Below are 13724 nucleotides of genomic sequence, written 5' to 3'. Positions count from 1 at the left end.
CGCTGGACAACGGCCCGCCACCGTGGATCAGAGGGTCACCTGGTGCACCCGGTCGTCCACGCCGCGCACTGCCAGCCACGCGCTGCCGTTGGCACCGGCGGCGGCACCGGGAGCGCCCCGGAACGCGTCGGTGGCGAACTCACCGCGACGGAACCAGCCGCCCCAGGCGCCGTCGGTCAGGTTGCGCTGCCAGAGCCGGTTGTCGGCGGCGAGCGCGAACAGGTAGACCCGGCCGGACGTGGCGAGCAGGGTCGGGCTGCCACTTGTGGTGCCGCCCAGGTTGGTCCAGGCCGACCAACCGGTGCCGGTCCGGCTGCTCCACCACACCTCGTCGGTGCGGCTGCGAACCGCCACGTGCAGCACACCGTTGTCGTCGACGACCGCGCTCGGCCGACCGTAAAACGGCCGGTTGTCGGGAGCTCCGACGCCGGTCCAGCCACCGCTTGGCGTACGCGACCAGAGCTTGCCGTCGGCACCGCGGCCGACGAGGGTCCACTGCGTCGGGCTGGTCCAGGCCACCGTGGGCGCATCGGTCAACGTGCCACCGAGGCTGCGCCACGTCCCCCACGTACCGGCGATGTAGCTGCGCTGCCAGGCGGCGTTGTCGGTGCCACGGACGAAGACGTCGATCCGCCCGTCGGCGGAGCCGTACGCCGCCGGCTGGCCGAGGATCCGGCCGCCGACCGGGCCGCCGAGCGAGGTCCACTGCGTTCCCCACGTCGTACCGGTGCGGGTGTTCACGGCCAGTGCGCCGGAAGCGTCGCGGACGAAGGCGGTGGCGTGCGTGTCGTCCGCTCGAACCAGCGCGGGGCTGGCGCTTGCGGTGCCGCCGAGGTCGGCGCCGGCGACCTGGTCGGCGCCGGTCAGGCGGAGCATCGCCACACCGTGCGCCGGCACCTCGACGGTGTACGAGCCGGCGAACGGCTGCACTCCGGCGGTGCCGGGCTGGGCGTCCACGTCGGCGCGGGACCAGAGGTCACGGACGCGGACCGCGCCGCCGAGGGCGACGTCGGCGAAGTTCACGGTGATCTGCTGGGCGGTGTCGTGCCGGTTGAGCAGCGCGACGGCCCGCTTGCCTGAGCCGGCGAGCACCTTACTCCAGACCTGCGCGTCGGTGCCGGTGTCGGCGACCTTGACGCCCTGTCGGACCAGCGGGTCCTGGTCCACCGCGACGATCTCCGGGTTGGTCAGCGCCGAGATCATCTCCTTCGGCAGGCCGCGCGGGTCGGAGCCGATCACCAGCGGCGCGGCCATGATGGCCCACATGCCGAGCTGCGTCTTGGACTCCTCCAGGCTCAACTCGTACCCGCCGTCGGGCAGCGGGCGCATCGGCAGCAGGTAGTCCGGGTCGTTGTAGTGCCCCGGGCCGGTGGCCGCCGGGTGGTACGCGTTGACGTCCATGTTGCGCAGCACCCACGGGTACGCCCACTGCGGGGTCGGGTCGGTGAGCCCCACGTCCGTGTAGGTCCGCCAGGAGTCGGCGATGGTCGGCGCGTACGTGTAGCTCCAGGTGGAGAGCTGCTCCGGGGTGTACGGGCCGCCGCCCCAGTCCGAGCTGACCGGGTTGCAGATGTTGAGCAGCATCGGGCGGGGCGACTGGCGTACCGCCTCGGCCAGTTCCCGGAAGGTGGTCTCCGGGTCGAGGCCGGCGGCGCGGCCGCAGAGCCAGTCGGCCTTGAGCGCGTCGAAGCCCCAGCCGGCGAACTGGGCGATGTCCGCCTGGTAGTGGCCGTTGCTGCCGAGCCCGCACTGCCCCGGCAGGTACGGGCCGGCGTCGGTGTAGATGCCGGCCTTCATCCCCCTGCTGTGGATGTACGCGGCAAGCGCGGCCATCCCGCCGGGGAAGCGGGCCGGGTCGGCGACGAGGTTGCCGGCCTCGTTGCGCGGGGTGGGCGCGGCCCAGTTGCCGTCGATCCAGACGTAGGTGTAGCCGGCGTCACGCAGGCCACTGTGGACCATGAAGTCGGTGACCGACCGCACTTCGGCCTCGGTGGGATCGCCACCGAGGCCGAAGTAGGTGTTCCAGCCCTGGTAGGGCGTCGGGGCGAGCCCGCTGTTGAAGCAGGTCGGCGCACCCTGGTCCTCCGCTCCGGCGGCCGGGGCGTGGGGTGGGCCGGCCATCGCCGGCATCGGGCTGGCCAGGCCCAGGCCGAGCACGGCCAGGGCGGCGGTCAGCGGTCGGTTCAGGCGCATGGAGGTACTCCTGTCCCTCGGGGGTGGGGGTGGTGGTGCTCCGACCTCAGTCGCGGGTCAGCACGATGAGGTCGGCGTCGTGGGTCGCGCTCCACTGCACGGGCAGGCCGACAGCGGCGAGGTGGCTGCCGGAGTAGTGCCGATCGCCGTGCGAGTAGCGGGCCGTCGGGTCGAGCCCTCGCAGGGGCAACCGGACCGGGCGGGACGGGAGCAGCCCGGCGCCGTCGAGCCGGCCGGTGTGCCAGGCCAGGACGACCACCCGGCTCTCGTCCGGCGCGGTGTACTGCACCGCACAGCGGGCCTGGTCGGGGCCGCCGACCAGGTGCACCTCGCCGTGCGTGACGACGTCCCGGATCTCCTTGTAGCGGGCGATCCAGCCGGCCGCCTCGGCGCGCTCGTCCGCAGTCCAGGCCCGGATGTCCGCGCCGATGCCGAGCACCCCGGCCATCGCGAGGACGAACCGGAACGCCAGCGTCCGGGGCCGTGGGTCGAACAGACCGGGCGCGTCGGTGACCCAGGAGCTGAGCAGGTGCGGGGCGTTGGCGTGCAGGAAGCCGTACTGGATGGCCAGCCGGTCCAGCGGACCGGTGTTGTCGCTGGGCCAGAAGACGTCGGCACGGGCTGCCATCGCCAGGTCGGTCCGGGCGCCCCCACCGGCGCACGCCTCGATCAGCACCCCCGGGTGGTCCCGGCGCAACCGCTCGTAGATCCGGTGCAGGTTGGCGACGTGCGCGCCGTCCAGGTCGAGTGTGGCGACCCCACCGGGACGGCCCGGCTCGGTACGCGGCCGGTTGAAGTCCCACTTCAGGTAGTCGATGTCGTACCTGCGGAGCAGACCGTCGACGGTGCGGTGGACGAACTCGGCGACCTCCGGCCGACCCAGGTCGAGCAGGTACTGGTTGCGGACCGGGGTGAGCGGGCGGCCGTCGACGGAGTAGACCCAGTCCGGGTGCTCGGCGTACAGGGACGACTTCGGGTTGACGCACTCCGGCTCGACCCACAGGCCGAAGTTCAGCCCGAGCGCGCGGACGTCGGCGATGAACGTGTCGAACCCGGCCGGGAACTTCGCCGGGTCGGGCGTCCAGTCACCGAGTCCGGCGGTGTCGTCGTTGCGGCCGACGAACCAGCCGTCGTCCACGACGAACGTCTCCACGCCCAGCTCGGCGGCGATCTGGGCGAGGGCGAGCTGGCTCTGCGCCTCGACGGCGAAGTAGGTCGCCTCCCAGGAGTTGTAGAGCACCGGGCGAGGGCTGAGCCGATTCCCGGCCAGCAACCGCTGGTGGGTGTGCCAGACCCGGGCCAGCCCGTCCAGGCCGTCCGGGCTGTACGCCCCGGTGACCACCGGCAGGGTGAGCCGCTCGCCGGCGGCCAGCACCAGCGGACCGTCGACAAGTTGGCGGCCGACCCGGACCCGGGTCAGCCCGCCGGTGTCCCGCTCCGCGCTGATCTCCCAGGAGCCGGTCCACGCCAACCCCATCCCCCACGCCGAGCCGGCCGGGTCCGCGGTGTCGCGCACGGCCAGCCAGGGCACGTGCAGATGCCCGGGTACGCCCTGGGAGCTGCCGATACTGAACGTGCCGTGGCCCAGCTCGACGTGGGAGAGCTGGAACTCCTGCTCCCACTGGCCCCACTGGTGGCTGAGCAGCGCGCCGTGCGGGGTGGGTACGCAGAAACCGCCTGAGCCGGCCCGGACGATCCGCAGCGCGTCGGCGCCGCCGTTCGTCAGCTCGACCCACCGTTGCACCACGTCGGTGCCGACGGGCACCCGGTAGTGCACCGTGGCACGCAGCCCGGTGACCGGGTCGGCGAAGTCGACGGCCAGCTCCCGCCGGTCGGCGTCGACCCGCGCGTCGGTGTGCGCGAAGCCCACTCGCCGCTGCCCGTTGGGGGTCTCGACCACCAGATCGGCGCCGGTGAACGGGCGGTCGGCGTCGGTGGCGTACTCGATGGGGGCCGCGTCCCCGGCGGTGAGGAAGGGGACCGGGCCGTCGTAGGCCACCGGCGACGGCCCGTCCGAGACGCCGTGCGGTCCCCACGCGACCAACTCCAGCCAGCGACCGTGCGCCGGCACGGCAACCGTGTACTCGGTGTGGGTGCCGCGCAGCGTCCACCGCTGCCCGGTCACTTGACCGCTCCCAGGGCCAGGCCGGAGACGAAGTGCCGCTGGAAGCGCAGGAACACCGCGACGGTGGGTACGGCGGCGATGACCGTACCGGCGGCGATGACGTTCCAGGAGGAGACGAACTGTCCCTGGAGGGCGAGCAGCGCCGGCGTCACCGGCATGTTGTCGTCGGTACGCAGCACGGTGATCGCCCAGAGCAGGTCGTTGAAGATCCAGGTGAAGGAGAGCGCCCCGAGCGCGGCAAGCGCTGGTCGGGTCAGCGGCAGCATCACCCGGGTGAAGATCTGCGCGGTGCCGGCGCCGTCGATTGTGGCCGCCTCCTGGATCTCGCCCGGCAGGTCCCGCATGAAGCCGTGCAGGACGAACGTGTAGAAGCCGAGCCCGAAGCCGACCTGCACCGCGATCAGCGCCCAGAGCGTGTCGTACAGACCGGTCAGCTCGCTGAACTTCGCCACCGGGATGAGCAGGATCTGCGGTGGCAGCAGGTTGCCGGCGAGCATCAGCAGCAGGATGGTCCGCCGGCCGGGGATCCGGAAGCGACTCAGCGCGAACGCGGCCATCGCGGCCAGAGCGAGGCTCACCAGCACGGACGGGACGGTGACCAGCATGCTGTTGATCAGCGCGCGCAGCTCGCCGCCGTCGGTCCACGCCTGCCGGTAGGTGTCCAGGGTGAACGACCGGGGCAGGCTGCCCACGCCGTGCGCGGCGATGTCGTCGAACGACCGGGTGGACATCACCACCACCCAGAGCACCGGGCCCAGCCAGAGCAGCGAGAGCAGGATCATGCCGGTGTGGAAGGCCCCGGTACGGAGCTTGTTCATGACGCTTCCTCCCGGAACGCCCGGACCAGGTAGCCGAGGATGACGGCGAGCGCGAGCACGAAGATCACGACTGCGATCGCCGAGGCGTAACCCAGCCGCAGGCTCTGGAACGCGGTCGAGTACATGTAGGTGCTGAGCAGCTCCGACGAGTGGTACGGCCCGCCCTTGGTCAGCGACCAGACGATGTCGAACGAGCGCAGCGAGTCGATCACGATGACCGACAGGACCACGGCGTTGACCCCTCTGAGCTGCGGGATGGTGACGTGCCGCAGCCGCTGCCAGGAGTTGGCGCCGTCCATCCGGGCCGCCTCGTGCAGCGCCGGGTCGATCGCCTTCAACCCGGCCAGGAACAGCACCATGACGTACCCGATCTGCCGCCACAGCGCGGGCAGGATCACCGCGTACAGGGCGGTCTGCGGGTCGGCGAGCCAGGGCCGGATCAGGTGCTCCAGCCCGACGGCCCGCAGCAGCGTGTCGGCGATGCCGTCGGGCTGGTAGAACACCCGCCAGACCAGCGCTGTCACCACGAGCGAGAAGACCACTGGCGTGAACAGCGCGGCCCGGTAGAAGCCGACCCCGCGCCGTTCCTTCTGCAGGACGAGCGCCATCCCGAAGCCGCCCAGCACGGAGAGGCCGCCGAACAGCACCAACCAGATCACCGTGTTGACGAGCGCGCCCCGGAAGGTGGCGTCGCCGGCCAGCTCGACGTAGTTGTCCGCGCCGACGAAGGTCGGCGGTGTCATCCCGTCCCAGCGGGTGAGCGAGAACCAGAAGCCCTGGAGCGCCGGCCAGAACACCCAGATGCTCTCGACCGCGAACGGCACGAGGACGAACGCCACCAGCAGCGGCGACAGTCGGGCCGACCGTCGCCGCCGCTGGTTGGGGGTGACCGAAGTCGGGGAGATCGTTGCTGTCACGTCAGCCCTTGAAGACCTTCTCGGCGCCGGCCTGCCACTCCCGCAGGATCGCGTCGATCTGGTCCGGCTTGTCGATGAACTTGGTCAGTGCGGTGTCCGCGGTCGGCTGGAGCGCGTCGCTGGAGTCCCGGTTGAAGAACTGGGTCAGCTCCTTGGCCTCGCCGAGCATCGCCTTGCCCTTGACCACCAGCGGCGAGTCGGACGCCTTGGCCTTGGGGTTGGCCGGCAGCACGATGCCGGAGCTGGCCTTGACGTACGCCTCCTGGGCCTCGACCCCGGCCAGGTAGCTGAGCAACGCCTTGGTGCCGGTCGGGTTGGCGGTCTTCGCACTCGCGAAGAAGCCGTCGGTGGGTGCCTCCTCGGCCAGCGGCACCGCCGGGTCGATGATCGGGAACCGGAAGAAGTCCAGGTCACCGAGCGCGTCCTTGGGCGCCGCGTCGGCGAAGAACGTGCCGATCAGGAACATGCCGGTCTTGCCGGCCAGCAGGGCGGTGGTCGCCTCCTGGAACGGGTACGCCTTGCCCTTGGGGTCGAAGTAGGGCAGGGCCTCGCGCCAGCGGGTGAAGACCGCCTTGACCTTCGGGTCGTCGAAGCGCTGCTTACCGGCGAGCAGCTCGCGGTGGAACGGCGCGCCGTTGATCCGGATGTTCAGGTAGTCGAACCAGGCCGAGGCCACCCAGGGGGTGTCGCCGAGACCGATGCCGATCGGCGGGACGCCCTTGCCCTTCAGCGTCTCGCAGAGCGCCAGGAACTCGGTCCAGGTCTTCGGCTCCTGCACGCCCCACTTGGCGAAGTTGGACTTGCGGTAGAAGAAGCCCCACCAGTAGTTGTTCATCGGCACGAAGATCTGCTTGCCGCTGGCGTCGGTGGAGAGGGTGCGCAGCGACTCGGGGTAGTCGCCGAGCGACTTCCAGACCTCGGAGACGTCAAGCAGCAGGTTCTTGCTCGCGTAGTCGTTGGCGACCGAGCCCGCGTACCAGGTGTAGAGGTCCGGCGGGTTGGCCGAGGTCAGGTAGGTCGGCAGCTGGGTCCGGAAGGTCTCCGCGGCGATCGTGTTGAGGCTCGCCGTGCCCTTGCCCTGCGCGTTGAAGGTCTCGATCAGCTTCTCCATCGCCGCCTTGGCCTGCGGCGAGGAGAGGTTGGACTGGATGGTGACCGCGCCCGAGCCGCCGCTCGTCGTCGGCCCGCTGGCGGAGCTGGCGCAGGCGCTGAGGAACGAGCTGGCGCCGAGCGCGCCCAGGCCGGCGAGCCCGAGGTGGCCAAGGAATCGCCGGCGACCGGGGTCGAAGTCGCTCACGGAGGTATCCCTTCCTTTACGACACTCAGCGTCACCACGCGATGTGTCGTCCATGTGAATGCTGTGACCAGAAGGTTGCATCGACCCTCGCCGGCTGTCAAGATATCTTCGTAATTAATGATTAGACGAGACCAAGGCGAGGGTCAGGTGGATCAGCCTATGCGCCGGCTTGAAGGCAAGAACGCGCTGGTCACCGGTGCCATGGGCGGGATCGGCGCGGCCATCGCCCGGCGTCTGGCCGCCGAGGGAGCGGCTGTCGCGCTGCTCGACGTCCACGATCCGACGCCGCTGGCCGACGAGCTGACCGCCGCCGGCCACCAGGCACTGTCCGTAATGGGCAGTGTCAGCGAGGAGAGCGACTGGACGGCCGCGGTAGCGGCGACACGAGCGAGCCTCGGCCCGGTCGACATCCTGGTCAGCACCGCGTACGCGGTGCGGGTCGCGCCGGCCCACGAGACCAGCCGGCAGTCCTGGGACGACCAGCTCGGCGTCAGCCTCACCGGCTCGTTCCTCGGCGTCCGCGCCTGCCTGGACGACCTGCGCGCCCGCTCGGGCGCGGTCGTGCTGATCTCCTCGGTGCACGCGCTCGTCGGGTTGCCCGGTCGGCCCGCGTACGCCGCGGCCAAGGGCGGCCTGGTCGCGCTCGGCCGCCAGCTCGCCGTGGAGTACGGCCCGCAGGTCCGGGTCAACACCGTGCTTCCCGGGCCGATCCTCACCGCCGCCTGGGCCGACGTGTCCGAAGAGGACCGGCAGCGCAGCGTCGCGGAGACCGTCGCGAAGCGCTTCGGCACACCGGACGAGGTGGCCGCCACCGTCGCGTTCCTCGCCTCGCCGGACGCCGCCTACGTCACCGGGGCGAGCCTCGTGGTGGACGGTGGCTGGACAGCGGTGAAAGCCTCGGCCTGAGAGATCGATACCGACCAGCGAAAAGGCCAGGAGCATTGGCACAGTACGCACGCCGCGGCGTCCACGGGCAGACCGTCGAAGCGATCGCCCGTCGCATCCTCACCGGCGAGATCGCGGCCGGCGCGACCCTGAACATCGTCGCGTTGCAGGAGGAGTTCGACGTCAGCCTCACGGCGCTCCGCGAGGCGCTGAAGGTCCTCTCGGCCAAGGGCATCGTCGACGCCCGACAGAAGCGCGGCACCTTCGTCCGCCCCCGGGCGGACTGGAACCTGCTCGACGGGGACGTGATCCGCTGGCAGTTCGCCGAGGGCACCGACCAGCGCTTGCTCGACCAACTGCACGAGGTGCGCGCCATCATCGAGCCGGCCGCCGCCCGGCTGGCCGCCACCCGTGCCACCGAGGACGACCTGACCGCCCTCGACCGGGCTCTGGCCGAGATGGCCCAGGCCGACGGTGACCCCGCCGCAGCCACCGCCGCCGACCTCGCGTTCCACCGCGCACTGCTCACCGCCACCCACAACGAGCTGCTGGAGCGGATGGAGGTGGTGATGGAGACCGGGCTCGCCGAACGGGACCGCCTGGTGCACGGCGGCACCGGGCACGACGACCCGGTGCCCAGCCACCGCGCGGTCGTCGACGCGTTGCGCGACCGGGACGAGACGGCGGCCGAGACCGCGATGCGTCAGTTGCTGGACAAGGCCGTCCGCGACGTCGAGAAGGCACGGGGACGAAGGGGCAGTCGGTGAAGATCGAGCGGATCGAGACCTTCCTGGTCGCGCCACGGTGGTTGTTCTGCCGGGTGGAGACCGACGACGGGCTGGTCGGGTGGGGCGAGCCGGTGGTCGAGGGCCGCGCCGAGGTGGTGCGCAGCGCGGTCGAGGTGCTCTCCGAACACCTGATCGGTGCGGATCCGCTGCGCATCGAGCAGCACTGGCAGGTGCTCACCAAGGGTGGTTTCTACCGGGGTGGCCCGATCCTCTCCAGCGCGGTCGCCGGCCTCGACCAGGCGCTCTGGGACATCGCCGGCCAGGCGTACGGCGCTCCGGTGCACGCGCTGCTCGGCGGGCCGGTGCGCGACCGGGTGCGGATCTACTCGTGGATCGGCGGGGACGAGCCCGGCGAGGTCGCCGACGCCGCCGCCGCACAGGTCGCCGCCGGTCTCACCGGGGTCAAGATGAACGCCTGCGGCCGACTCTCGCCGATCCCCACCTCCGCCGAGGTGGACGCGGTCGTCGGTCGGGTGGCCGCCGCCCGCGAGGTGCTCGGCCCCGACCGGGACATCGCCGTCGACTTCCACGGTCGCGCCGGGATGGCCGCCGTCCGCCGGATCCTGCCCGAGCTGGCCGCCCTGCGCCCGTTCTTCGTGGAGGAGCCGGTCCTGCCCGACCAGGCACACCACCTGAGCGACATCGTCGCCAGCACGCCGATCCCGGTGGCCACCGGCGAGCGGCTCTACGGTCGCACCGAGTTCCTCGGCCCGTTGCAGGCCGGGGTCGCCGTGGTCCAACCCGACCTGTCGCACGCCGGGGGGATCTCCGAGGTCCGCCGGATCGCCGCGCTCGCCGAGACGTACGGCGCGCTGCTCGCCCCGCACTGCCCGCTCGGCCCGATCTCCCTGGCGGCCAGCCTCCAGGTGGCCTTCGCGACGCCGAACTTCCTCATCCAGGAGCAGAGCATCGGCATCCACTACAACGCCGGCTCGGAGTTGCTCGACTATCTGGTCGACCCGGAGCCGTTCCGATTCGTCGACGGGCACATCGCCCGCTTCGACCGGCCCGGCCTGGGCATCACCGTCGACGAGGCGGCGGTCCGCAAGGCTGCCCAGACGCCGCACGCCTGGCGCAACCCGGTCTGGCAGCACGCCGACGGGTCGTTCGCCGAGTGGTGACCGGCGCGAGGCCGGTGGCACTGCGGGCGTCGTACGACGCGGCGCACGGCGGCCGGTGGACGAGTCTGCACGGCGGCGAACGGGAGTGGCTCTGGCGGGGCCCGGAACCCGGCCGGCACGAGGTACGCCCCGACGACGCGTTCGTCGACGCCGGCGGGCTGGAGGAGTGCCTGCCCACCGTTCGTGGCGAGCCCGACCATGGCGAGGTGTGGTCGCGGCCGTGGCGGAGCGCCGGCCCCGGCACCGTGGTCATCGAGCGGCCGTCGTTCACCCTCGCCCGCCGGGTCAACGACGAGGGCGGCGTGGTGGTCGCCGACTACCGACTGACCGCAGACCCCGGTTACCGATTCGTCTGGGCCGCGCACGCCCTGCTCGACCTCTCCCCCGCCGCCCGCCTCGACGCGCCCCTCGGCATCCCGACCCGGCTGCACCCGGAGGCCGCCGTACTCCTGCCGCCGGGCGGCTGGCCCACCGGCGAGCCCTGGCTGACCGGGCCGTGGCCGGCCCCGGCCGGGCTGACCCTGGACGCCTTCGGGCCGGACGACGGGACGGCGCTCGGTGCGGTGCTGCTCGACTGCGCCCGAGTCCAGGTGGTCGACGGGGCCGACCGACTCACCCTGGAGCTGGAGTGCGCGGACCAGCCCCGCAGCACCGCGCTCTGGCGCAACCTGGGCGGCTGGCCGGCGAGCCACCCCTACCGCAGCATCGGCGTCGAACCGATGCTCGGCGCGGCCTTCGACCTGGCCGACGCCGGCCCCGACGACGCGGCGGTCGTCCCGCCCACCGGCGAGGTCACCTGGCGACTCACCATCTCCGCCCACCGCATCCACTGAGGACACACCGTGTTGAACCTGCTCGACGAGCTGCGTACCCATCGACTGTTGGCCATCGTGCGCGGCCCGGACCCGGCGGCGGCGCTCGCCGCCGTGCTCACCCTGGCCGAGAGTGGCGTCGCCCTGGTCGAGGTCTCGTTGACGAGCGCCGACGCGCTCGGCGTCATCCGGCGCGCCAGAGCCGCCCTCGGGTCCGACTTCGCCCTGGGCGCGGGCACCGTGCTCAGCGCCGAGGACGCCCGCGCGGCAGCCGACGCGGGTGCCGGTTTCCTGGTCACCCCGGCGATCGCACCGAGCCTCGCCGAGGCCGGCCGACTCGGGCTACCGGTGCTCGCCGGTGCGCTCACCCCCAGCGAGGTGGTGCAGGCGAACAACTGCGGGGCCACCGCGATCAAGCTCTTCCCGGCCTCCCTCGGCGGGCCCGACTACCTCGGCGCCCTGCGCGACCCGTTCCCCGGCACCTCGTTCGTCCCGGTCGGCGGGGTCGACGCGGACGGCGCGCGGCGCTACCTCGACCGGGGCGCGACAGCCGTCGGCGTCGGTTCCCCGCTGCTCGGGGACGCCGTCCGGGGCGGGGACCCGACGGCGTTGCGTACCCGCGTCGCCTCCTTCCTCGCGGCGGTCCGGCAATGACCGACCTGCTCACGCTCGGCGAGACGATGGCGGCGTTCCGCACCACCGGCCCACTGCGGCTGGGCGGCACCGCCGGGATCACCGTCGCCGGCGCCGAGTCGAACGTGGCGATCGGTCTGGCCCGGCTCGGCCACCGGGCCGCCTGGGTCGGTGTCACAGGCGCCGACGAGCCCGGCGAGCTGGTCCGCCGTACGCTGCGCGCGGAGGGCGTCGACCTGACCTGGTCCCGGGTCGACGCGACCGCCCCCACCGGGCTGATCCTCTTCGAGAACCGGGTCGCCGACATCAACCGGGTCACCTACCACCGCGCCGGGTCGGCCGGCTCCCGGCTCGGCCCGGCCGACGTGACCAGGGCCTTCGACGCGTCCGGGTCGCCACCCCGACTGCTGCACGTCACAGGCATCACCTGCGCGCTCGGCGTCGAGCCCTACCAGGCGGTGGTGGAGGCCGTACGACGCGCCCGAGCGGCCGGTACCACGATCTGCCTGGACGTCAACCACCGCAACCGGCTCTGGTCGATCGTCCGGGCCGCCGGCGCGCTGCGTCCGCTGCTGCCCTCGATCGATCTGGTGATCGCCTCCGACGACGAGTTGGCCGTGCTCACCGACGCGACCGACCCCGCCTCGGCACTACTCTCGGCCGGCGTCACCGAGGTCGTCGTCAAACACGGCGCCGGTGGAGCGACGAGCCACAGCGCGACCGGCACGATCCACCGTCCAGCCCGGACGGTGCCGGTCGTGGACACCGTCGGCGCGGGTGACGCCTTCGTGGCCGGGCTGCTCTCCGGCTGGCTCGACGGCGACGACGCGTCGGCCCGACTGGACCGGGCCGTCACCACCGGCGCGTTCGCGGTCGCCACCCGGGGCGACTGGGAGGGCCTGCCCGACCGGGCCGAACTGGCGCTGCTCGACCAGGACCCCGGCGGTACGGTCCGCTGACCAACCTTTGGAGGAGCACCATGGAGTTGACCGAGCCGACCGTCTGGAGCACCGACCGACTGGAGCTGGGTGAGGGCCTGCGCTGGGTCGACGACCGGCTGGTCCTCGTCGACCTGCTCGCCGGGCGGCTGCTGGAGACCGACGGCGACGCCCCGACCCCGCTGCGCCAGTTGCGCCGCCTCGACGTACCGCTCGGCGCGGTCGCCCCGGTGGTCGACCGACCCGGCGAATGGTTGGCCGCCGCCGGGACCGGCGTCACGGTGCTGCCCGCCACCGGCGACCCCCGGCCGGTGGCCGAGCTGGTCGCCGACGCAGCCGAGCCGACCCGCATGAACGACGCGGTCGCCGACCCGCACGGCCGCTTCTGGGCCGGCAGCATGACGTACGCGATGGTGCCCGGCGGTGGCACGCTGTTCCGCCTCACCCCGGGCGCCGAGCCGGTCCCCGCGGTGACCGGGCTGACCATCCCGAACGGGCCGGCGTTCGACGCGGCCGGCACCACCATGTACCTGGCCGACACCCCGCGTGGCGAGATCGACAGGTTCACCGTCGACCCCGCCACCGGGGCACTGAGCGGGCGGGAGCCCTTCGTGCGGCTGTCCCCCGCCGACGGGGGCCCGGACGGCATGACGCTCGACGCGGCCGGTCACCTCTGGATCGCGCTCTGGGGCGGCTCCGCGGTACGCCGTTACCGGCCCGACGGCACCCTCGACCGGGAGATCCGACTGCCGGCCACCCAGCCGGCCGGCATCTGCCTGGGCGGCCCCGACCTGCGCCGACTCTTCATCGGCACCGCGCGGGTGGGGCTGGACACGCCGGGCCCGGCGGACGGGGCACTGCTCGCGGTGGACGTCCCGGTCCCCGGCCTGCCCGCCGCGCCGGCCACCGCGGGCGGCTCTACCTGACCTCGTACGAGCACGACGCGGTGCTGCGTCGACTGCCGGACGGCGAGTACGAGACGGTGGTGCACGACCCCCGACTGCTCTGGCCGGACACCATGTCGGTGGCCACCGACGGGTACCTCTACGTCACCGCCAACCAACTGCACCGGCAGCCGCAGTACCAGCGGGGCCAGGACCTGCGGCGCAAGCCGTACGCGCTGTTCCGCACCCGCATCGACGCCGGCCCGGTGCTGCTGCGCCGCTGAGCACCCGCCGCCCGGCCCACCGTGTCCAC

The 13724-nt window shown here is 72.5% G+C and carries 13 protein-coding genes; 8 read left to right on the top strand and 5 right to left on the bottom strand.

The features are described from left to right. Window positions 1–27: 27 nt before the first annotated feature. Genes ACWER9_RS02635 through ACWER9_RS02615 form a run of 5 tightly spaced genes read right to left on the bottom strand, consistent with a single transcriptional unit; the run spans window position 28 to window position 7350 of the window. The gene (locus ACWER9_RS02635) at window positions 28–2193 is read right to left on the bottom strand and encodes a glycoside hydrolase family 27 protein (RefSeq protein WP_452300126.1); all 2166 of its coding nucleotides are present in this window, start codon (window positions 2191–2193) and stop codon (window positions 28–30) included. Window positions 2194–2239: 46 nt separating this feature from the next. Further along, the gene (locus tag ACWER9_RS02630) at window positions 2240–4318 is read right to left on the bottom strand and encodes an alpha-galactosidase (protein ID WP_452300125.1); all 2079 of its coding nucleotides are present in this window, start codon (window positions 4316–4318) and stop codon (window positions 2240–2242) included. Next, window positions 4315–5136: a carbohydrate ABC transporter permease gene (locus tag ACWER9_RS02625; RefSeq protein ID WP_387172644.1), complete on the bottom strand. Its 822-nt coding sequence runs from the start codon at window positions 5134–5136 to the stop codon at window positions 4315–4317. The genes ACWER9_RS02630 and ACWER9_RS02625 overlap by 4 nt, the downstream gene beginning before the upstream one ends. Then, on the bottom strand, window positions 5133–6053 hold the full coding sequence (locus ACWER9_RS02620) for a carbohydrate ABC transporter permease (RefSeq protein ID WP_452300124.1): 921 nt from the start codon (window positions 6051–6053) through the stop codon (window positions 5133–5135). Before ACWER9_RS02620 ends, ACWER9_RS02625 begins: the two co-directional genes overlap by 4 nt. A gap of 1 nt (window position 6054) precedes the next feature. Next, the gene (locus ACWER9_RS02615) at window positions 6055–7350 is read right to left on the bottom strand and encodes an ABC transporter substrate-binding protein (protein ID WP_452300123.1); all 1296 of its coding nucleotides are present in this window, start codon (window positions 7348–7350) and stop codon (window positions 6055–6057) included. A gap of 159 nt (window positions 7351–7509) precedes the next feature. Here ACWER9_RS02615 and ACWER9_RS02610 point away from each other — a divergent pair, with 159 nt between their 5' ends. Genes ACWER9_RS02610 through ACWER9_RS02575 form a run of 8 tightly spaced genes read left to right on the top strand, consistent with a single transcriptional unit; the run spans window position 7510 to window position 13695 of the window. Next, complete coding sequence (locus ACWER9_RS02610) at window positions 7510–8256, top strand: SDR family NAD(P)-dependent oxidoreductase (RefSeq protein WP_452300122.1); 747 nt, start codon at window positions 7510–7512, stop codon at window positions 8254–8256. 35 nt (window positions 8257–8291) lie between these two features. Continuing rightward, window positions 8292–9002, top strand: a complete 711-nt coding sequence (locus tag ACWER9_RS02605; protein ID WP_452300121.1) for a FadR/GntR family transcriptional regulator — start codon at window positions 8292–8294, stop codon at window positions 9000–9002. Beyond that, entirely contained in the window at window positions 8999–10144 is a 1146-nt protein-coding gene (gene dgoD / locus ACWER9_RS02600) for a galactonate dehydratase (RefSeq protein WP_452300120.1), read from the top strand. Before ACWER9_RS02605 ends, dgoD begins: the two co-directional genes overlap by 4 nt. Then, the gene (locus tag ACWER9_RS02595) at window positions 10141–10977 is read left to right on the top strand and encodes a hypothetical protein (protein WP_452300119.1); all 837 of its coding nucleotides are present in this window, start codon (window positions 10141–10143) and stop codon (window positions 10975–10977) included. The genes dgoD and ACWER9_RS02595 overlap by 4 nt, the downstream gene beginning before the upstream one ends. 9 nt (window positions 10978–10986) lie before the next feature. Next, window positions 10987–11610: a bifunctional 4-hydroxy-2-oxoglutarate aldolase/2-dehydro-3-deoxy-phosphogluconate aldolase gene (locus ACWER9_RS02590; protein ID WP_452300118.1), complete on the top strand. Its 624-nt coding sequence runs from the start codon at window positions 10987–10989 to the stop codon at window positions 11608–11610. After that, window positions 11607–12548 (top strand): sugar kinase, encoded by a 942-nt coding sequence (locus tag ACWER9_RS02585; RefSeq protein ID WP_452300117.1) that lies wholly within the window; start codon window positions 11607–11609, stop codon window positions 12546–12548. The genes ACWER9_RS02590 and ACWER9_RS02585 overlap by 4 nt, the downstream gene beginning before the upstream one ends. A 20-nt stretch (window positions 12549–12568) precedes the next feature. After that, window positions 12569–13453 carry an SMP-30/gluconolactonase/LRE family protein gene (locus tag ACWER9_RS02580; RefSeq protein ID WP_452300116.1) on the top strand — a complete coding sequence of 295 codons (885 nt, stop codon included), beginning with the start codon at window positions 12569–12571 and terminating at the stop codon, window positions 13451–13453. Between the two features lie 20 nt (window positions 13454–13473). Continuing rightward, the gene (locus ACWER9_RS02575; RefSeq protein WP_452300115.1) at window positions 13474–13695 is read left to right on the top strand and encodes a hypothetical protein; all 222 of its coding nucleotides are present in this window, start codon (window positions 13474–13476) and stop codon (window positions 13693–13695) included. Window positions 13696–13724 lie beyond the last annotated feature (29 nt).

This window comes from Micromonospora sp. NPDC003944 (assembly GCF_053605225.1).
Note: the sequence above shows the minus strand (reverse complement) of the source record. Positions and strands in the feature narration are given on the sequence as shown.